Here is a 20,770-nt window from a genome sequence, read left to right on the forward strand (position 1 = left end):
ATGTTAAACAACACGCAGACATATAGCGATATGTGGCAGAACTGCCTTGACCGAATCAAGGCACAGACCTCCGAAGAGGAGTTCGTGAAGTGGTTCCAGCCGATCGTACCGCTCGAATTCGACGGCACCAACCTGCGCCTGCGTGTTCCCAACGAGAGCTACGTACACCAGATCGAAAAGAACTACATCCCGTTCCTGCGCCCGATCATCTCGCAGCTCTACGGACAGCAGACCCGGCTGCACTATGCCGTGCCGCGTTCGACACCCCCGGCCGTACCCGTTACCGCCGATGCCGACACCACGGCCATCTCGCGTTTCAACACGCAGACCAACACCGCAAATATAAAGAATCCCTTCGTAATTCCGGGGCTCAAGAAGATAATCATAGACCCGCAGCTGAATCCGGGGCTCACGTTCGCGACCTTCATCGAGGGCGAATGCAACCGCCTGGCACGTTCGGCGGGCATGTCCGTCGCCGTAAACCCGGGCAACAACCCCTTCAACCCCCTATATATATATGGGGATTCGGGACTGGGCAAGACGCACATCGTACAGGCCATCGGCCACGAGGTACGCCAGCGCCATCCCGAGTTGCAGGTGCTGTATGTCTCGATGAACAAATTCCAGGCGCAGTTCCAGACCGCGTACAAGAACGGCGAAATCCCCGATTTCATCCATTTCTACCAGATGATCGACGTACTGATCATCGACGACATCCAGGAACTGACCGGGAAGACGGGCACGCAGAATGCGTTCTTCAACATCTTCAACCATCTGCAACTGGCGGGCAAACAGCTGATTCTCACCTCGGACAAGCCGCCCGTGGAGCTGAAAGACATCGAACAGCGCCTGCTGACGCGCTTCAAGTGGGGATTGTCGGCACAGCTCAACACGCCCGACTACGACACGAAGCTCAAGATCATCCGCGTAAAGGCGCAGAAGTTCGGGGCGCAGATTTCGGACGACGTGGTGGCCTACCTGGCGGACAACATCTCGGCCAACGTGCGTGAGATCGAGGGGGCGCTCTCGTCGCTGGTGGCCAACGCCTCGTTCCTCGGGCGCAAGATCACCACGTCGCTGGCCAAGGAGATCCTGAAGGTCTACGTGCAGCTCTACCAGAAGGAGATCACGCTCGACCACATCATCGAAGTGGTGTGCGAATACCTGAACCTCGATTTCGCACGCTTCAACTCCACGGAGCGGACGCGCGAGATCGCCCAGGCACGGCAGATCGCCATGTACCTCGCCAAACAGCACACCAAGGCGCCGCTCACGACCATCGGGGCCGCCATCGGAGGCCGCAACCACGCCACGGTGCTCCACTCGTGCAAGGCCGTATCGAACCTGATCGAAACCGACAAGGCGTTCCGCCGGCAGGTCGAGGAGATCGAAAAGAAAGTACTTGCGCATTAGGGTAAACACACCGTATCGACAAACAGGAGGTCGTGACATTATCCGTCACGACTTTTTTCGTATATTACAAGGCCGGCGGCAGTCGTCTCGGCCTTTAAAACAGGAATGGAATGGATTATCACGCAAAAATGATCGCCCCGTGCGGCCTCGATTGCAGCGTTTGCATCGGGGCCCTGCGGGAAGAGAGCCCCTGCACCGGATGTTGGGGCCCCGACGACACGAAACCGGAATTCTGTTCTTCGCAGTGTAAGATCGCAACCTGCACGATCCGCAAAACGCTACCCGGCGGTTTCTGCGATGAATGTCCGCAATACCCCTGCACAGAAACGATGGAGCGGGAAAACCGGTATACGAACGATTATCCGCTGAGCGAATCGCCGATGGAGAACTTGGCGTTCATCCGCAAAGAGGGAATGACGGCATTCCTGGATCGCGAACGGACAAAATGGAGCTGTCCGTCGTGCGGCGGCACGTTCTGCGTCCACACGGGACGCTGCGCCGCCTGCGGAGCAGACCATACGCACCGGCAATCCCGGGAGGAACAGCTTTGAAATCATTGAATACGCAATACATGGACCAACCCAAACTCGAACGCCTGCTGCGGCTGATGAAGCTGCTCACGGCGAACACCACCTACAACGTCGACCAGCTGGCCGAACGGCTCCAGATGTCGCGCCGCACCATCTACCGCTACATAGACACCTTCCGCGAGGCGGGCTTCGTCATCAAAAAGGCGGGCGACTGCATCCGCCTCGACAAGGAATCGCCGCACTTCCGCGACATCTCGCAGCTCGTGCATTTCACCGAAGAAGAGGCCGTGATCCTCAAGAGCGCCATCGAAAACATCGACGACACGAACCTGCTGAAACAGAATCTCAAACGCAAGCTCTACTCGGTTTACGACAACAAGACGCTGGCCGACACGGTCGTGCGCGGCAAGAACGCCCCGAACATCCGGACGCTCATCGAGGCCATCGACCGGCAACAGCAGGCCGTACTGCACAGCTACCAGTCGCCGCACGGCGGGGAAGTCCGCGATCGCCGCGTGGAGCCCTTCGCCTTTACGACCAACTACGTACAGGTGTGGTGCTACGATCCGGAGGCCGGGGCATGCAAGCTATTCAAAACCTCGCGCATCGGGTCGGTGGAGCTTACCGGGGAGGCATGGAAGCACGAAGCGGAGCACCGCGAAGGTTTCATCGACGTTTTCCGCATGCACGGCGGCGCACGCCACCGGGTGCAGCTGGAGCTGGGACTGCTGGCTTACAACCTGTTGTGCGAGGAATACCCGCTGGCCGAACGCGACGTCCGGCCAGCGGGCAAGGGCCGCTGGCTGCTCGACACGCAGGTAGCCGGGTTCGCCGGGGTAGGACGCTTCGCCGTCGGGCTGCTGGACGACATCCGCATCGTCGACTCGCCGGAACTGACCACCTATCTCCGCGATTATATCGCGGCAAACAAGTTGCAATAAGTTTTTTTGTTATATTTGTATTACACACAAAACATCGAACATCATGAAAATAAACACGATCACAACGCTGGGAATGCTCTGTATGGCATTAGCGGCAGGTTCCTGCTGCCGCCAGGCACCCGAAACGACAGGGACGCTGCCGACAGCAGCGGCCGTCGTACTGCAGGATTACGGGGCGGAACCGACCGTCCTGAACATCGAAAGCTACACGCTCGGGAACGAGGACTTCAGAACGGTGCTATGGACGGGCAACAACCTGCAAGTCACGCTGATGACGATTCCCGTAGGCGGGGACGTAGGGTTGGAGCAGCACATGGGCATCGACCAGTTCCTGCGCATCGAGGAGGGTATGGCGCAGGTGCTGATGGGCGACAGCCAGGACAAGCTCGACTTCGTACGCGACGTGGAGGACGACTATGCGATCTTCGTCCCGGCCGGGAAGTGGCACAACATCGTCAACAAAGGCGACAAGCCGCTGAAACTCTATTCGATCTACGCCCCGGCGGAGCACCCCCACGGCACGGTACACAAGACCCAGCAGGAAGCCATGGAGGCCGAACACGCCCACTGACCCCGGGGATTCCGGCAAAAAAACGCATGTTTTTTGGTGAAACATGCGTTTTTTTAATTCTGTGTCACAAGTTGTCACTACAGAGCCGTTCCTTTGTACCGTGAACCTAAAAGAAAACGATTATGGGAACAGCTTACAAAATCAGGTGCAGGCACTGCGGAGCGCAGTTCGAGCACCACATGCAACCGGGCTACGGCGTACTGCCGGTGTGCGTGGGATGCGGCGAATATGTCGAAACCGAAACGGCGATCCGCTGCCCGGCGTGCCACAAGAAACTCAACACCACGCAGGAAGAGTTCAACGAACAGATCGAGGTGACCTACATGTGGGATTGAACGGCGCGCGGCGTACGCGGCAGAGCAACAAAAAAGTAGGCCCGGAAGGGTGAAAATCCGCGGAAAATTCCTATCTTTACCCAAAATAGGCACTGCCCGGGCCTTGCCCCGGAAACGGGGCACAGCGCAGGGTCTGCACTATTTTTGCGAAAACGAACCTTTTTTTCGGAAACGTATGACACAGTTACAGGCGGGGGATATGGCCCCGGATTTCAAGTCCACGACCCAGGACGGTGCGGCGCTGACGCTGGCCGACCTGAAGGGACAACGCACGATACTCTATTTCTACCCCAAGGACAACACCTCGGGGTGCACGCTCGAAGCCAAGAGCCTGCGCGACGGCAGGGCAGAACTCGCCCGCATGGGATTCCGGATCATCGGCGTAAGCCCCGACAGCGAAAAATCGCACCGGAACTTCTGTGCCAAGCACGACCTGAATTTCACGCTGCTCGCCGACACCGACCACAGCGTCTGCGAAGCTTACGGGGTCTGGGCCGAAAAGTCGATGTACGGCCGCAAATACATGGGCGTACTGCGCACGACGTTCGTCATCGACGCCGAGGGGCGGATCGAAAAGGTATTCACCAAGGTCGACACCGCAAACCACTACCGGCAAATCCTGGACGCTTACAAATAGGACGGCACCAACCGACGACAGGCATGAAATTCTTTGCGGGCATACTACTTGCGGCAGGCAGCCTCTTGGGCACCTTGCAGCTTCCGGCACAAGGGCGGCCGGCAGCACTCGGGCATGAGCTTGCGCAAAGCCCCGCACGGGAATCCGCGGCGGAGCCGGGGCGGAAACAGCCGGCGCAATTCGCAACAGGCCTCCCGGGCGTGCCCGCGACAGAACTTCCGGCCGAGTTTTCGGCCAAGGCGCATGCTGCCGCAAGCTCGCTGCAGATGCTTCCCCCGGAAGAGTTCGGGCTCCAGTGGCTGCAGGAGGAGGTGAACCCCTACCTGCGCGCACGCCGCAAACTCCACCGCGCCATGCAAGAACGGGCTGCGCAACAGGAGGAGTCCCTGATCCGATCCCGGCAGAAATACCCGCACGACCTGAACAGGCGAACCGGGCTCTGGGGAATAGGCAACACGTCGGTCAACAACTGGAGCCCTTTCCAGGATCGGTTGCTGGACGCCCGGATAATCAGCTTCCCGATGCCGCGCGGCACGAAAGCCGACAAGCGCACCGACCAGATGAAAGCCCTGGACAGGATGCGGCAACAAAGACGATAAAAAATTCAAATAACAAGGAACTACACAAAAATGGCAGAAAAAGTACAGGTAAATGCGGATAAGCTCAAAGTGCTTAACGCAGTAATGGAAAAAATAGAAAAGGACTTCGGCAAGGGCTCGATCATGCGCATGAACTCGCAGGAGGTGAACGACGTACCGGTCATCCCGACGGGTTCGATCACGCTCGACATGGCGTTGGGTGTGGGCGGCTATCCCAAAGGCCGCGTCGTGGAGATCTACGGCCCCGAGTCGTCGGGTAAGACGACCCTGGCGATCCACGCCATCGCCGAGGCGCAGAAAGCAGGGGGCATCGCGGCGTTCATCGACGCCGAGCACGCTTTCGACAGCTTCTACGCACAGAAACTGGGCGTGGACGTCGACAACCTGCTCATATCGCAGCCCGACAACGGCGAGCAGGCGCTCGAAATCGCCGATTCGCTGATCCGGTCGAGCGCGATCGACATCATCGTCATCGACTCGGTGGCGGCACTGACCCCCAAGGCCGAGATCGAAGGCGAGATGGGCGACTCGAAGATGGGCCTCCAGGCCCGCCTGATGTCGCAGGCGCTGCGCAAGCTGACGTCGAGCATCTCGAAGACCAAGACGGTCTGCATCTTCATCAACCAGTTGCGCGACAAAATCGGTGTCGTCTACGGTAATCCCGAGACCACGACGGGCGGCAATGCTCTGAAATTCTACGCCAGCGTGCGCATCGACATCCGCCGCATGTCGGTCATCAAGGACGGCGAGGAACAGTTGGGAACACGCACCAAGGTGAAGGTCGTGAAGAACAAGGTGGCGCCCCCGTTCAAACGTGCGGAATTCGACATCATGTTCGGCGAGGGTATCTCGAAGATCGGCGAGATCGTCGACCTGGGCGTCGACTACGGCGTGGTCAAGAAAGCCGGCTCGTGGTTCTCGTACGGCGACCGCAAGATCGGCCAGGGACGCGACGCCGTGAAGGAGCTGCTGAAAAACGACGACGGGCTCCGCAACGAAATCGAGGCCAAGGTACGCGAGGCCATGAAGGCACCTAAACAATAAGGTATGGATTATACTGCCGAGGATGAAGTTATAATCAAGGAAAAGTGGGACGACCTGCTCCTCTCGTGCACCAAGATATGTAAGAACGACGAGGACTGGAATTTCATAAAAAGGGCATTTTTCCTGGCCAAGGAGGCACATCAGGGGGTAAGGCGCCGCTCCGGCGAGCCATACCTTCTGCATCCTATTGCAGTAGCCAAGATCGTCATCGAGGAGATCGGACTGGGCGTGAAATCGGTCGTGGCGGCATTGCTGCACGACGTCGTGGAGGACACGGAATACACCGTGGAAGACATGGAACGCATCTTCGGGCCGAAAATCGCCTCGATGGTCGACGGGCTGACCAAGATGTCGGGCGTGTTCAACGCCGAAACCTCGGAACAGGCCGAATATTTCCGCAAGGTGTTGCTGACCCTCTCGGACGACGTGCGGGTCATCCTCATCAAGATCGCCGACCGCCTGCACAACATGCGCACGCTGGGAGCGATGCCGATGAACAAACAGATCAAGATCACGGGCGAAACGATCTACCTCTTCGCACCGCTGGCATACCGGCTGGGGCTTTATTCGATCAAAAGCGAACTGGAAGACCTCTGCATGAAGTACCGGTTCCCGCAGCAATACGCCGAGATCACACAGAAGCTCAATGAAACCGAGGCGTCGCGCCAGGAGTTCATCAGCAAGTTCAACGCCCCGATCATCGCGGGGCTCAACCGCGACAACATCAACTACGAAATCTCGGGGCGGGTGAAGAGCGTCTACTCGATATGGAGCAAGATGCAGCGCAAACAGATCCCCTTCGAGGAGATATACGACCTGTTTGCCATCCGCATCGTGTTCAAGCCGCTGCCGTTCCCCTCGGAAAAGACCCAATGCTGGCAGGTATACTCCACCATCACGGACATCTACACCCCGAAACCCGACCGGCTGCGCGACTGGATCTCGATGCCCAAGGCCAACGGCTACGAGGCGCTGCATTCGACCGTGATGGGGCCCGACGGCGTATGGGTCGAGGTGCAGATCCGCACCCAGCGCATGGAGGACATCGCCGAAAGGGGATTCGCCGCGCACTGGAAATACAAGCATGCGACCATCTCGCAGGACGAGGACGAATTCGACAAGTGGCTCAAACAGATCCGCTCGGCGCTGAACAGCCCCACGGAGAACGCAGTAGACTTCCTGGACAACTTCAAGTTATCGCTGTATACCTCGGAAATAGTGGTGTTTACACCCAAGGGAGAGGCCCGGAAAATGCCGTTCGGCGCCACGGCGCTCGATTTCGCATACGACATCCACTCGAAGATCGGAAACAGCGCCATCAGCGCCAAGATCAACCACAAGCTCGAACCGATCACCACGCAGATCAACAGTGGCGACCAGATCGAGATCATCACGGCCGACAATGCGCGTCCTAAGCCCGAATGGCTGGAGATCGTGACTACGGCCAAAGCCAAGCAGTCGATCAAGAGCTTCCTCAAACGCGAGCGGCAGAACAACATCGAGCGGGGTATGCACATGCTCGACGAAAAGATGAAGTCGCTCAATATCAAGCTCAGCGGCCGCGTCCTGCGCAAAATAGTACCCATTTACGAGAGTAACAACAAGGAGGAACTGTACAGCAAGATCGGGGCGGGGATCGTCAACCTCGACAACCTCGAAAAAGTCCTGAAGGTCAACTCCAAAAGCAAAATCCTCAAATTCTGGACGCTGTTCATCAACAAAAAGGAGGAGGAAGACGGCGACGACACGGCCGCCCCGGGCGAAACCGCCCCGGAAAAGGAACCGGCGGCAGAACCCCAGTTCAAAATCGCCGAATGCTGCAAGCCGATCCCCGGAGACAAGGTCGTGGGGTACCGCGACCCGGCGACGGGCAACATCATCGTACACAAAGCCAACTGCGACGAGCTGGACAGGCTCGCAGCGCAATTCGGCAAGAACATCGTCAAGGACGAAATCAAATGGTCGCAGCACAAGGCCATGTCGTACCTGGTCACCATCGAGCTGCGGGGCATCGACCGCATGGGCATCCTGCTCGACCTGGCGAAGGTCGTGAGCGGCGATTTCAGCATCAACATCCGCGAGGTCAGCATCCACAGCCACGACGGCATCTTCGAGGGCAGCATAAGCCTCTATGTGAAGGATGCGGAGGGCCTGCACGACGTGATGGACAAACTGCGCAAGATAAAAGGTATTGAAAGTGTCAAACGAACCCTGAGCTGATATGGAAAACTTCTCGACCGTCCTAAGCGGGCGCGGCAACGCGCCAAAAGACCGTCTGGCAGCCGCGGAGCATCCCCACGCTGCGTATGACGACGCGCAGGAGGATGTTTCAGCCGAAATAGCCGAGGATTTCGACCTGCGCAGGGCCGTCATCTATTCGGAGATACTCAAGCCGAAATTCGACGAATAACGGCCGGAAAGAGGAGTTGCCCATGACACCCGAGGAGACAAAATGGCGGGCGAGCGTTTACGCCCCCGAAAAATTGAGGCGGAAGCTGAAGCTGCAATACTGGCTGCTCGGCGCCTGGAGCCTCCTGGCAGGAGCATGGGTCGTACTGTTATGTACGGGAACGGACACATTCGGCTGGACGACCGCCGTGGCACTGCTCGCCGGTTATGCCAACATACTGCTCGGCATCGTCAACCTCAGGCGGCTCCTGGCCGGGAAAAAGCTGTTTTAGCATGAAGGAACCTCCCCAAAAAACGACAGAAAGAACGCAAAAAACGGAAATCTAAAAAAACGAAGTTATGTCATCCATCTTTACACGCATCATTGCCGGCGAGATCCCTTCGTATAAGGTCGCCGAAGACGAAAACTATTACGCATTCCTCGACATCAATCCGCTGACCAAAGGGCACACGCTGGTGGTACCCAAAATGGAAGTGGACTACATTTTCGACCTCGACGACAAGACATTGGCCGGCATGATGCTCTTCGCCAAAAGGGTCGCGGCCAAAATAAAGCAGGAAATAGCCTGCAAGAGGGTCGCAATGGTCGTTTTAGGGCTCGAAGTACCGCATGCACACATCCATCTGATCCCCATACAGAGCGAAAACGACGTGGATTTCCACCGCGAAAAGCTCAAATTGACGCCGGAAGAGTTCCGGGAAATTGCAGCAAAACTCTTCGGATAAGGAGCTGTTTACAAAAATATAATTACTTATATTATAAGCGGATAGTGGGTTATTAACACTATCCGCATTCTTTTTATTTAACATAATATTTGCGGAGAGCAGGAGTTTGTCGAAAAAGCACTTGCTGTTACCGGGAATACCGGGGAAAATCGAATTTTTTATTGAAAAAGGGTAGTGTATTTACAAATATAAATATCAAAAGGGAGGGTATTTTCCAATTGTAATTACAAATGTAAATCAACTTCGACTGTAATTCCTGTTGATTTATATTTTTGTAAAAACAGTAGGGGAGTGCAGACAAAGCCTGTCCGCAATGCAAAGTACATGAGTTAAATTGTTAAACAACTAAATACATATTCATTAAACACCAATGAATTATACGATTTATATTCAGATTAAGTTAAATACCGTCAGAGTAGATACAGAACAGTTATGCAAAGTAGCCTCACAGGGAAAAATATGATATATAACACACTAATAACCAATAATATAAATATATTTACATAAACTAAAAATACAGAATAATATATCCGGGCGAATTTAACGATATTATTTCTTTTACAGATGTAAACATTATCAACAATTATTAACATTTTACAAATGTAGATTTCACTTGCTTTACAAAAGAAAAAACTTTATATTTGTAAAAAATTACGCTGATGAGGGAAAAATTGCTCGATTTGATGAAAAACGAAGGATTGAAGCCGAGCCAGCTTGCAGAGCAGCTCGAGATCAATCCCGCCGGAATATCCCACATTCTCGCCGGACGCAACAAACCGGGCTTCGATTTGCTGCAAAAGATTCTCAGGAGGTTTCCCCGGATCAACCCGGATTGGCTGTTGCTCGATTCCGACAAAATGTATCGGGATGAATATCCGGCAGCCTCGTCTGCCCGCCCGGACTCCCGGACAACGGCAGTGCAAACGGTGCCCCTCGGTTCCGGCAACGACCTTTTCGCGCCAGCACAGCCGGGCGGACTTCCGGCGGATGAAAAACGAATGCAGGACAAAGCGGCCGACGGACATGACGGATCTGCGGCGCAGTTCCCGCAGGCGTTGTTCGGCAAAGCGAATGTCAAACGGGTCATCGTGCTCTATGATGACCAGACCTTCGAAAGCTATACGCCATCAGCAAAGCGTTAAAATAATCCATGCGGGCAGATGCCCGGAATATTCGATTCTCAGAAAGATAAAATCGGGAAGATAAAATTCGGACAGACCCGGTTTCCGCTTCGAAGCGGGCGTGTTGGTGCTTACCAGGATTATCCGCGGTATTTACTTATTAAATAGGTGAGAAAGTAATTCCTCTCGAGACAATCGGGCTACCACCCAATAATTTAACATAATATTAATATTAATTCATATATTTGCGGTGAGATGGTTATTTACGTCTGTAATCATGTCACCTCAGAATTATGGGTTCTTTGACGTATTTAAGCCTCTTTTATCAATTATTTTTCACTTCAAATCTCGTTTCGTATGGAAAAATTAAAAGCCCTTCTAACGTCTAAAAAGTTTTGGACGTTGGTTGCCGCTATTGTTGCAGCTCTAACGGCGTTTTTTACCGCGTCGTGCACTGGGTATCTGAAACTCCAGCGCGAAGGTGTTCATCATGACACCGTAAGGTATGAACAAGTCATTAAACACAAAAACTATTCAGCATGGCTATCGAACCAGATCGGTCTTTCATCATGGCATCGCCCTACGATGTCGTCTGTTTGCTCTTCCGGGACTGTATTTCTTTCTCGGAGTTCCGGGGTATCTATCAGTTCGTATTTGATTTCCCCGCTCCGGATTCACTCCGTTCTACCCTCGATTCTCTCAAGTTCTATCAATTCAGTTTCTTTTATCATGTTGAATCGGAATTGCTTGGAACAAATAACACCCTTATCTACATCGAACTTACCAAAGAGGGAATCTTCAGGCGTTTGTTTGGCTCTTATGATGATCGGCGTGCCGCTTTCACGAGTTTCCCCGTCTTCTCACGACAAGCGTCGTCGCGGCGGTCGAAAAGGTAGGCCTCGTCCTAAGATCAGAAATATTCCTATTGGTGGTTCTCATCTTTAACTTTTTATCCTATGTGTCAAAAACCTTTACGTGTTATAAACCCTCATTACAAGAAAATTGCTAAGGCTCAACATTTTAACCTACGAGTTTTTAGCGGTGAAGAGGATTATTTTCTTCGTGTTCCTTGTGGTCATTGTCCTGATTGTTTGAAAAAGCGTCGCCAAGAGTGGTTTGTTCGTGCTTATAACATTATGAAACGCAGAGGTTTTGACTTGTCGAACACTTATTTTTGCACTTTTACTTTAAAGCCAGAACTTTATGAGGAGTACTGTAAGGAGCCCTACAAGGCTATTCGCCGATTTATAGATCGGCTTCGTAAAGATAAGTCTTTGCGATACAAAGACCCCGTTACTAAGCGTTATCGTCATCGTAAAATACGTTTTCCGTTTTTGTTTGTTTCTGAGGTGGCAGACGGTAAGCGTGCTAAGCAGCGTGGTATACCCTCTTCTCATCGCCTTCATTTTCATGCTATCATGTTTGGTTGTCCGTTGCCTTGGTGGACTGTTCGTTATCATTGGTTGCAATATGGCCTTGCTTGGGTTGATCCTCTTCGATCTATGGCAGGCGTTCGTTATGTGATGAAATATATTACCAAGGACGATCCGGTTCATTATGGTTCTGTTTCTGAGGATTTGAAAAAGCTTAATGGTCGTTTGTATGTTTCGCATGGTTTCGGCCGTCTTTCAGATTCCGAACTCAAGGAACTTGCTTCCTATATGATGCAGAATATGAAGTCGTGGTTTTCTATTTTGATTAACAACCATTCCTATCGTATCCCTCGTTATTATCGTACCAAGTGTTTTAACAAGGCTCAGATAAAATGTCGGAACGATAGTTATATCCCTCTCCTTCTTCGTGATCTTGTGAACACGAAGTTTAAAAACAGAACTTTCAGACAAAAAGAATTAATTTATCAATCTTTGCTATGGGCATGATGTTTCTTTCGCGTCGGCGAAATTCTAAATCTCGGTTGAATCTGAGTTGTAAGAATCCGACGACTACTTCTTATGGTGCTCTTATGCCGACCAATATTACTCGTGTTGTTGCGGGTGATGGTTTTTCTTACCAGCCTTCAACCTATTTGCAGGCAATGCCTCTCTTGGCGCCCCTGATTGGTGGCGTTTCTATCAAGAAGGAATATTTTTTTATTCCGGATCGCCTTTACAACGTTGAGCTTGCCATGAATTTTTCGGGTGTTACCGATGCTCCGCATGAGGTTTATTATCCGTCTTTGTTGGTTGATGCTGATAATTATATCAACATCGATTCTGCGCACCCCGATCAGAAAGGTTTTGAATTTAAAGACCTTTCAGGTGGTGATTCTTCTTCGGTTAAGGACTTTGTTGCGCCCGGTTCTTTGGCTGATTATCTTGGTATCTGCCCGGGTTCTTGTCCTGTTGGTCTTGTTTTGGACATGACGCCTGTGGCTGGTTACCTCGATATTGTCTACTCCTATTATCTTAATCAGCAATGGGATAAGATTCCTACGAATCTTTATCGTTATTTGAATACTGGTGTTGCATCTTCGGATGCTGGTCAGTATACCATTGATTGGAGTACTCTTGAGGATTTTTTGTTGACGTTGAAGACTATTCGTCCTACCTCTGATTCTAATCAGTGGGATGTGGCTGTTGGTGCTGTTGAGAAGCCAGGTGTTGGTCGTTACAGTCTTGGTACTTGGTCTTGGTTGTGCTCTCGTGCTTCGATTTTTCAGCGGGCTTTCCCGGATTATTACTTGGAATCATGGTTGAAAACCTCGGGTTTCAATACTTCCAATACTGTGGTTGATGTGACTTCGAATTCGGTTTCGGTTCGTTCCATTTCGACGGCTTCGCATCTTCAGCGGTTCCGTGATCTTGCATTCGGTGGCGGTAGTCGTGGTTCTGATTTCATCAAATCCGAGTTTGATGTCGATCCGAAGTTATCTGCTACTGTTCCTATTTTCCTTGGTTCGGACACTTGTCGCCTTGGTAGTAACGTTCTTTATCAGACTACGGGTGCTGGTAATGCTTCTTCGCCTCTTGGTTCGTTCTCAGGTCAGATGTCCGGTGGTGATTCTTTCAAGCGTCGTACGTTCCATTTTAATGAGTCTGGTTACTTCATGGAGATCACTTCGGTTGTTCCTACGGTTATGTACCCGAACTACTTGAATCCTACCCTGCTTCAGACGAATCTCGGTCAGCGTTATGCGCCTGCTTTGGATAATATCCAGATGCAGCCGCTTACGGTTCCTACCCTTTTGGGTAATGCTTATTTCAATACCGGTTCGGGTTCTTATTCCCATGTTCTGAATCATATGGGTACTGGTGAACTTCGAACTGTTGCGGTTGATAAGTTGAGTGCCGCTGAAGGTATTGCGGTTGGCTATCAGCCTGCTTGGGCTGAACTTATGACTGGTGTTTCCAAGCCTCATGGTCGTTTATGTAATGACCTTGATTATTGGGCTTTCCAGCGTCGTTACGGTACTGTTTTGTATAGTTCGAATGACGCTCAAGACGCTTCTGTTTTTCTTGAGGAGTTGGGCAATGAGGTCGATACTCTTGATGTCGAGACGTTTAACGCTTGGCTTAAGAATACCTATGTTTCGACGGATTTTGTTCCGTATATCCTCCCGGCAATGTACAATTATGTCTTTGCCGATACTGATCCTAACGCTCAGAATTTCGTGCTGGATAATTCGGCTGAAATTTCTGTTTATCGTGAGAAGTCGAAGGTTAACGTTCCTAACACTCTTTGATTATGAAAGAGCATTGTTTTTCTTATTCCGATCTTCCGCGTCGTATGGATTTGGTCGAGTCTGTTGTAGTTCATTCTTGTTCTGAGGATTGCCTTATCCATGGTGTTAAGTCTCTTCGTCAGGGTTTGCAGGAATATTGGGAGACTGGTGTTTATCCTTGTGATCCTGTTCAGCGTAATTCGGGTGAGTATTATGACGAGGATTCTACGACGCAGGTTGATCCGTCGACGGATTTTTCGCTCGATAAGTTCGAGCGTCTCGAAAAGATTGTCGAAGTTGTTTCTGAGCGTGAGCGTAAGAAGCATGAGGATGATCTTGGTGTTACTCCTGATGAGGAACTTAAAAAGTAGTTCGTTATGTCAGCCCTTGTAACATCTGCTATTATTGGTGGAGCGGCCGCGCTTGGTAGCGCGGGCGTTTCCGCCATTTCTGCCGGAAAGATGAATCGCCGTGCTGTTCGGTATTCTGTTGCTGAAAATAAACGCCAGCGCGCCTTTCAAAAGGAGTATTCTAAGTATCTTTCGGAGCTTGAAGCTAAGCAGAACCAGGAGTATTGGAATAAATATAACTCCCCTTCTGCTCAGCGTATCGCTCGTATGAAGGCTGGTATGTCTCCTTTTGCTGATGAGTCCGGTGTTCAGGCTATGGGTGTTGATCCCGGTTCTTATTCTGGTTCTTCTCCTTCTTCTCAGCCGTTCACTCAGCCCGGTGGCAATGCCATGTCTCCTCTCTCTCCTGCTTTTGCTTCGGGTGTTCAGCAGGTTCTTTCGGCGCGTCAGGCTGAGGCGAATATTCAACTCACTGATGCTAATACCGCCAAGACCCAGGCCGAGGCTGTCAAGGCCCAGCAGGAGAATTCGCTCTTTGCCTTTACTAAGGCTGCTGCTGAATCTGATGCTCTTTCTAAGCAGTTTAAGGCTACGGTTGCTGAGGTTGAATCTCAGTTTGCTGAGGCACAGGCTCTTTCTGATTTGGCTGAGCGGAACGCCCGGATCGAATCTATTTGGGCTCAGGCCAAGAATTCTTTGGCTTCTGCCGCTAAGTCGGATGCTGACCGCTTGTATCTTGATTTTATGAAGGATGCTAATCGTGAGAATGTTCAGAGTCAGACCGCTCTTAATCAGGCTCAAGCTGGTACGGCTACTTCTTCGGCTGCTCTTATGGATGCTCAGCGTGAAACTGAGGATGCTTTGCGTTCTGGTAGGATTAAGCTTACCGAGGAGCAGGCGCGTGCTGCTCTTGCTTCGGCTGGTCTTTCTGAGGCTCGTGCGGGTCGAGAGTACAATGAACTTATTGAGGCTCTTACTAATACTCGTTCTGCTAATTCTCTTTGGGGGATTGTTGATCGTTATGTTCGTAAGACCGAAGCTATTTTGCCTGGTGGCCCTCAGGGTAAAGCGGATGAGTTGCGTTTTGCTCTTATAAAAGCTATTTCGAATTATTCGAAATAGTGTTATATTTGCGTATGGTGCTGTTTATTGGCAATATCGGTGTTGGCGAGATTATAGTGTTGCTTCTCTTTTTGATCTTGCCGTTTGGTTTGCTCCTCCGCGCGATTATTCGTTATTTGAATCGCCATTGAATTTTAATCCCGATCCCTTTGAGATCGGGATTTTTGTTTTGTTTGTTTTGTTGTCTCAAACTCACCAGCGAAGCTGGTAAAATACCCCGTCTGAAGGCGTTTAGTTCGTTATGGTTTGCTATTGCAGTCATACTCTGTTTGCATGTTGACTACTTTTCTACGATGCAGCCGTAAGACAGTTCTCGCCGCCGAAGTACCGTCTTCGGCGTGCGCAATGGTTGCGTAAAAGGCCTCTTCTCTCGCCAATATATGCCAGATGTGGAAACGGCATATTTGCCGCGGTTCCACATCGGTTTTACTCCCCTGCTCTGCAGAGTATTATTCAATAATATATTTGTGCGAAGCACACTGTCGGGTGATGGGGAGGTCTGGAGGGGAGTTAGGGGGCTCCGCAGATGAGATTGTCTGCAGGCCGTACGCGTGTGCGCACTATGCGCGCGCGTGTGCGAGACGTTAAGTAGCTCAGATGCAAGGTTCGGCCCCTACTCCCCTCCAGATTCTCCACTTTCGTTATAGGTAGTGTATTTTTCTTGTGTAAGATGTCGTATTTCTGCGTGTTGCATTTGTAAACTATGCGCCTTCATGGCGGATCGCTCGTGCAACGTTGCAAGTTTTTTTTAACATTTTTAAATGAATTTATAGGAATATCAATATTAATTCAATTAAAACCACATAACGGCACAATCGCCGAAATGCGTATCCCCCTGAAACGGCATATAGCATTACGCCACAAACCCTGAGTCGCCTCTATGAAGGTGGAAACGTGCACCGTTAACGGGTTACCGGCTCTGCAACGTAATAGCGATCCCGGCGTTTCAAATATCGCCTGCGCAGGAATCAAGCTACGCTTCGGTCGTGTTCCAAACCCCTTGCAGGATATATGCGCACAAGCACGCCGGAGAAACGGAAGCATAATTTCTATCCGACTATATACCAATATCTTAACTAAATAGAAATACGGCATACGACAATCATATGTCATTTCCGTGTTTTTTTCGTATTTTTGTACTGTAAAAACGAAACGAATGGCTGGAAATGACTGCTGTATAAAACGTTCTGCAATTATCCTCGGGGCTTTCATGCTTTTTTTCGCGCTGTGGTATTTCAATATTGCCGTACGGCCGTTCGAAGACAGCATCGGCAGTTCGCGGACGCTCCATTATATACTGAATTACCTGTTGGCGGGGCTTATTCCGACCGGGGCATTGTTCCTGCTGCACGCACGCCGGGACATCGCCTCGTCGATGGGCCTGTCGCACGGTTTCGGCACAGGGCTGCTCTTCGCCGTAACGGCGACGCTGCCGATGATCACCGGGTATGCCGTCATCGGCGAGTTCGACCGGGAACTCTCTGCCGACGAAGCATTTACATGGATATTCATTGCCGGGATGTTCGAAGAGCTGGTATACAGGGGATTCGTCTTCGGACAGCTCTTCAGGTACGCCCGCTGGGGGTTTCTGCCCGCGGCACTACTGGCGGCACTGGCATTCGGATCGTTGCATCTCTACCAAGGGCACGACCCGGTATCGGCACTGACGGCCTTCGGGGTTACGGCACTGGGCAGCATTTTTTTCAGCTGGCTCTATGTCGAATGGAACTACAACCTCTGGAGCGTAATCTGGCTGCACACTCTGATGAACCTACCCTGGATAGTGTTCCGCGTAAGTACGAGCGGCGCCGTCGGCGACATAGGGGCCAACGCGTTGCGGCTCTGCACCATAATTCTGGCAATCGGCCTGACTGTTGCATACAAGAGGAAACAGGGACTACCCTACCGAATACAGATCAATACATTAATTACCAATAAGATACAAGATGCGTAAAATCTACATCGCCCTACTCATAGCCATCGTGTGCGGCGGCTGCACATCTCGCCGCCAGACGGACGGCGAGCCGCTGTACGTCTCGATCCTGCCGCTCCGGAGCCTCGTACAGGGAATCGTCGGCGACGATTTCGACATCGAGGTACTCGTACCGCCGGGAGCGAGCCCCGAAACCTTCGAGCCGACACCCCGACAGTTCGTCGGCCTGAACAAAGCCCGCATGGTCTTCAATGTCGGGCTTATCGACTTCGAAAACACGCTGTTGGCAAAGGTCGAAGACCAGGAGAAGGTCGTCAACCTCAGCCGCGGCATCGAACTGATCGCCGGTACCTGCTCGCACGGGAGCCACGGCCATACGCATACGCACGGCATCGACCCGCATGTCTGGACATCGCCCCGGGCACTGCAGAAGATGGCGGAAAACGCCTATGAGGCGATCCGGAAAGCCTATCCCGACTCGGTAAAGTACGAAACGAATTACAGGCTGCTGCAACAGGAACTGAAGGCACTGGACGAACGGACGGCGGCACGGATCGCCGCAAGCGACGTGGAATATTTCATCATCTACCACCCCGCCCTCACCTACTACGCCCGGGACTACGGGTTGCGGCAGATTGCCATCGAAGCCGACGGGAAGGAACCGTCGGCAAAACAACTGACGCAGATCATCCGGCAGGCACGCGAAGACGGCGTGCGGCGCATCCTCTACCAAAGCCAGTTCCCGGCATCGGCCGTGGAGGTCATTGCCCGCGACATCGACGCCCAGTATGTGGAGGTAGACCCGCTGCGTGAGGACGTGATCGCAAACATCGAGGAGATAACCGGCATAATCACACAGAGATGAACCTGGTGACATTACACCACGTCGGCGTAGCGTACGACGGGTACGAGGCGCTGAAAAATGTCGACCTCACGATCGCACAGGATGATTTCCTGGGAATAATAGGCCCCAACGGAGGCGGGAAAACGACCCTCGTGAAAGCGATCCTCGGCACGGTACCCCACACCGGCGAGGTCGTGCTCGCCCCGGAGTTGTTCCGCGGCAAGGAGCGGCTGATCGGATATATGCCCCAGATCAGCAATTTCGACCGGACATTCCCGATCTCGGTGCTGGAGGTGGTATTGTCGGGGCTGCAAGGACACCGGGGCTTCGTTTCCCGGTACACGAAGGAAGACCGGGCGAAAGCCCTCGGGCTGCTCGAAACATCGGGGATCGGGGAGACGGCACGCAGCCCCATCGGCGAGGTTTCGGGCGGGCAGATGCAGCGGGCGCTGCTGTGCAGGGCGGTGATTTCAGACCCGAAGCTGCTGATACTGGACGAGCCTGCGAATTTCGTGGACAACAAATTCGAAAACGAGCTTTACCGGACGCTGCGCGAACTGAACGGCCGGATGGCGATCGTCATGGTATCGCACGACATCGGCACGATCACCAGCGTGGTGAAGGAGATCGTCTGCGTGAACCGCCGCGTGCACCGCCACCATTCGAACGTCATCACCGAGGAGCAGCTGCGCAATTACGACTGCCCTATTCAGATCGTATCCCACGGGCATATCCCGCACACCGTGCTGGAGCACCATCCGGGCGACTGCTGCTGCGACCACGACTGATCCGGGGCGGGACAGCGCACACGCCTGCCTGCGGCTGGGGCGCGATGCCGGCAAGGCCGCCTGACCGGCTCCGCCAGCCGCCGCCCAAATGTACCCGCCGCAGACCGGTTACACGGTCTTCGCATTCCCGGGCAGGGTGATGAATTTCGTCAGGAAAGCCCCGAAAAGGTAAAGTCCGGCCAAAATCCACACGACGCCCTCGCCGCCGACCAGCCGGTAGAACACCCCGACGATGGCGGGGCCGACGAAAACCGGAAGCCCCGCACCGAGGTTCAGCACGGAAACGGCTGCCCCCTTATCCTTTTTGACAAGCGAGGGCATCAGGGCCGACAGCGGGACATATCCGGCAAGCAGGGCGCCCCAGAGCACGCCGGCAGCCATCACCACCCAGAAATTGCCCGCCGAAAACTGCGGCGAATAATAGAACAGCAGCGTGGTGATGCCGCAGCCCACGCCGCCGAACCAGATAATGGTGTTGCGCCACCCCACTTTGTCGCCGACGAAGCCGAAAATGAGATTGAAGACGATGTTGGCCGTGAAAATCGTGCCCCAGATCCGGAGCCACTCGGTCGTCGTGAACCCATAATCGGCCATATACATCGGAAGGAAAACGGGAAAAGCGAATTGCGCCGTGGTGTTGATTACACGGACGATGCCGCCCAGGAGCACCTTCGGTTCCTCCTTCATGATGGTGATACCCTTCAGCAACTCCTTCATCTTCTCACGGGTACCGCCCGCAACGGCAAGCCGCTTCTGCGACTTGTTCATCACCAAGGCGAAAAACGCCCCCAGCAAAGCCCAGAATACGGATGTCCACAGCGTATTGATATTGCCGATGCGCTCGATGGCCCAACTGGAATAATAGGCCCCGAGGACGTTCAGCCCTCCCGTAAATACGAACCAGAACCAGCCGACAGCCTTTCCGAGGCCGTCTTTGGGGGCGGCATAGGCGATCCAGACCAGAAAAGAGTAGGCGAACAGCGGATAACCGAACCCGCGCAGGGCATAGGTCACGAGCATCAGCGGGTAATGCAGCCCGGGCAGTGACAAACCGACGAAGCCGCAGGTGCCCAGCAGGTAGAGCACGAGCCCGGCGAACATCGTCCGTTTGACGCCGTACGCCTCGGCCAGGACGCCCGAGAACCACGCAGAAATGGCGATGGTCACGCCGTACATGGTGAAAAGCCCGGCGGATTGCTCCAGGGACAATCCCCGGCCGATGAGGTACGGGCTCAGCCACCCCTGTTCGATGCCATCGCCCATCATGAAAATAAGAATTCCCAAATACGCCCAGGCAAGAGGTCTGGGCAAGCCGATCTTGTCAAAAATTGTCCGGTTCATAGTAAGTATGGGTTTACGCTGGTCTGGGGTTTCGTCGATATTCCGGCGTCATCGCCGTTGCGCCCTACCCTTTCCGGTAAGCTCCGGATGAAAATAGCCGCGGCACATCGAAGAGACAAAGGAACAATAAACGAAATATTAATTTTCTTTTTACAACCTAACAAATATACTTATTTTTCATAAAAAAGCAAAAATAAGAAAATAAAACATAATAATAAAAGCAATACATAAACCGGGGTGTTAGATTTCAGTTTGGATTGCACCGCGGATAACAGGGATGAGCGGCTCGGGAAATCGTTCGGGGAGCTTGGAAGACAGGAACCGGGGATGGACGGAAGACGGGAAATCGCAGACGGAAGAAAACAGATGCAGCATGGAACCGGCATGAAAAGGGAACGCGCGAGG

General features: G+C 52.8%; 21 protein-coding genes. 20 read left to right on the forward strand and 1 reads right to left on the reverse strand.

Features of this window, described 5'->3' with window-relative positions:
* The 20 genes from dnaA (at nucleotide 1) to NQ559_RS00100 (ending at nucleotide 19,024) form a co-directional block, all read left to right on the forward strand.
* Nucleotides 1-1,413, forward strand: coding sequence for a chromosomal replication initiator protein DnaA (gene dnaA / locus NQ559_RS00005; RefSeq protein ID WP_018697195.1), 1,413 nt, complete (start codon nucleotides 1-3; stop codon nucleotides 1,411-1,413).
* A 110-nt stretch (nucleotides 1,414-1,523) separates the two neighbouring features.
* Nucleotides 1,524-1,964 (forward strand): DUF3795 domain-containing protein, encoded by a 441-nt coding sequence (locus tag NQ559_RS00010; RefSeq protein WP_230322115.1) that lies wholly within the window; start codon nucleotides 1,524-1,526, stop codon nucleotides 1,962-1,964.
* A gap of 20 nt (nucleotides 1,965-1,984) precedes the next feature.
* Complete coding sequence (locus NQ559_RS00015; protein WP_018697193.1) at nucleotides 1,985-2,884, forward strand: helix-turn-helix transcriptional regulator; 900 nt, start codon at nucleotides 1,985-1,987, stop codon at nucleotides 2,882-2,884.
* 43 nt (nucleotides 2,885-2,927) lie between these two features.
* Nucleotides 2,928-3,455, forward strand: a complete 528-nt coding sequence (locus tag NQ559_RS00020) for a cupin domain-containing protein (RefSeq protein ID WP_018697192.1) — start codon at nucleotides 2,928-2,930, stop codon at nucleotides 3,453-3,455.
* 122 nt (nucleotides 3,456-3,577) lie between these two features.
* A complete protein-coding gene (locus NQ559_RS00025; protein WP_018697191.1) occupies nucleotides 3,578-3,790 on the forward strand; it encodes a hypothetical protein in 213 nt (70 codons plus the stop codon).
* Between the two features lie 175 nt (nucleotides 3,791-3,965).
* Nucleotides 3,966-4,427: a thioredoxin-dependent thiol peroxidase gene (bcp, locus tag NQ559_RS00030; RefSeq protein ID WP_018697190.1), complete on the forward strand. Its 462-nt coding sequence runs from the start codon at nucleotides 3,966-3,968 to the stop codon at nucleotides 4,425-4,427.
* Between the two features lie 23 nt (nucleotides 4,428-4,450).
* Entirely contained in the window at nucleotides 4,451-5,026 is a 576-nt protein-coding gene (locus NQ559_RS00035) for a hypothetical protein (protein ID WP_018697189.1), read from the forward strand.
* A 30-nt stretch (nucleotides 5,027-5,056) separates the two neighbouring features.
* Nucleotides 5,057-6,070, forward strand: coding sequence for a recombinase RecA (gene recA, locus NQ559_RS00040; protein ID WP_018697188.1), 1,014 nt, complete (start codon nucleotides 5,057-5,059; stop codon nucleotides 6,068-6,070).
* Nucleotides 6,071-6,073: 3 nt separating this feature from the next.
* On the forward strand, nucleotides 6,074-8,290 hold the full coding sequence (locus NQ559_RS00045) for a RelA/SpoT family protein (RefSeq protein ID WP_018697187.1): 2,217 nt from the start codon (nucleotides 6,074-6,076) through the stop codon (nucleotides 8,288-8,290).
* Between the two features lies 1 nt (nucleotide 8,291).
* Complete coding sequence (locus NQ559_RS00050; protein ID WP_018697186.1) at nucleotides 8,292-8,480, forward strand: hypothetical protein; 189 nt, start codon at nucleotides 8,292-8,294, stop codon at nucleotides 8,478-8,480.
* A gap of 22 nt (nucleotides 8,481-8,502) precedes the next feature.
* A complete protein-coding gene (locus NQ559_RS00055; protein WP_018697185.1) occupies nucleotides 8,503-8,751 on the forward strand; it encodes a hypothetical protein in 249 nt (82 codons plus the stop codon).
* Nucleotides 8,752-8,818: 67 nt separating this feature from the next.
* Nucleotides 8,819-9,205, forward strand: a complete 387-nt coding sequence (locus tag NQ559_RS00060) for an HIT family protein (RefSeq protein ID WP_018697184.1) — start codon at nucleotides 8,819-8,821, stop codon at nucleotides 9,203-9,205.
* Nucleotides 9,206-9,864: 659 nt separating this feature from the next.
* Nucleotides 9,865-10,347: a helix-turn-helix domain-containing protein gene (locus NQ559_RS00065; RefSeq protein WP_018697183.1), complete on the forward strand. Its 483-nt coding sequence runs from the start codon at nucleotides 9,865-9,867 to the stop codon at nucleotides 10,345-10,347.
* 935 nt (nucleotides 10,348-11,282) lie between these two features.
* Nucleotides 11,283-12,206 (forward strand): rolling circle replication-associated protein, encoded by a 924-nt coding sequence (locus NQ559_RS00070; RefSeq protein WP_154654073.1) that lies wholly within the window; start codon nucleotides 11,283-11,285, stop codon nucleotides 12,204-12,206.
* A complete protein-coding gene (locus NQ559_RS00075; RefSeq protein WP_154654072.1) occupies nucleotides 12,197-14,008 on the forward strand; it encodes a major capsid protein in 1,812 nt (603 codons plus the stop codon). Before NQ559_RS00070 ends, NQ559_RS00075 begins: the two co-directional genes overlap by 10 nt.
* Before the next feature lie 2 nt (nucleotides 14,009-14,010).
* Nucleotides 14,011-14,358: a hypothetical protein gene (locus tag NQ559_RS00080; protein ID WP_154654071.1), complete on the forward strand. Its 348-nt coding sequence runs from the start codon at nucleotides 14,011-14,013 to the stop codon at nucleotides 14,356-14,358.
* A gap of 6 nt (nucleotides 14,359-14,364) precedes the next feature.
* Nucleotides 14,365-15,459: a hypothetical protein gene (locus NQ559_RS00085; RefSeq protein WP_018697176.1), complete on the forward strand. Its 1,095-nt coding sequence runs from the start codon at nucleotides 14,365-14,367 to the stop codon at nucleotides 15,457-15,459.
* A gap of 1,156 nt (nucleotides 15,460-16,615) precedes the next feature.
* Nucleotides 16,616-17,413, forward strand: a complete 798-nt coding sequence (locus tag NQ559_RS00090) for a CPBP family intramembrane glutamic endopeptidase (protein WP_026318618.1) — start codon at nucleotides 16,616-16,618, stop codon at nucleotides 17,411-17,413.
* Nucleotides 17,406-18,257, forward strand: coding sequence for a metal ABC transporter solute-binding protein, Zn/Mn family (locus NQ559_RS00095; protein WP_018697173.1), 852 nt, complete (start codon nucleotides 17,406-17,408; stop codon nucleotides 18,255-18,257). The genes NQ559_RS00090 and NQ559_RS00095 overlap by 8 nt, the downstream gene beginning before the upstream one ends.
* Entirely contained in the window at nucleotides 18,254-19,024 is a 771-nt protein-coding gene (locus NQ559_RS00100) for a metal ABC transporter ATP-binding protein (protein ID WP_018697172.1), read from the forward strand. The genes NQ559_RS00095 and NQ559_RS00100 overlap by 4 nt, the downstream gene beginning before the upstream one ends.
* 108 nt (nucleotides 19,025-19,132) lie before the next feature.
* Here the strand turns inward: NQ559_RS00100 and NQ559_RS00105 are convergent, their stop codons facing one another.
* Nucleotides 19,133-20,365, reverse strand: a complete 1,233-nt coding sequence (locus NQ559_RS00105) for an MFS transporter (protein WP_026318617.1) — start codon at nucleotides 20,363-20,365, stop codon at nucleotides 19,133-19,135.
* Nucleotides 20,366-20,770 lie beyond the last annotated feature (405 nt).

Origin of the sequence: Alistipes onderdonkii, assembly GCF_025145285.1 — a bacterium.
GTDB lineage: Bacteria > Bacteroidota > Bacteroidia > Bacteroidales > Rikenellaceae > Alistipes > Alistipes onderdonkii.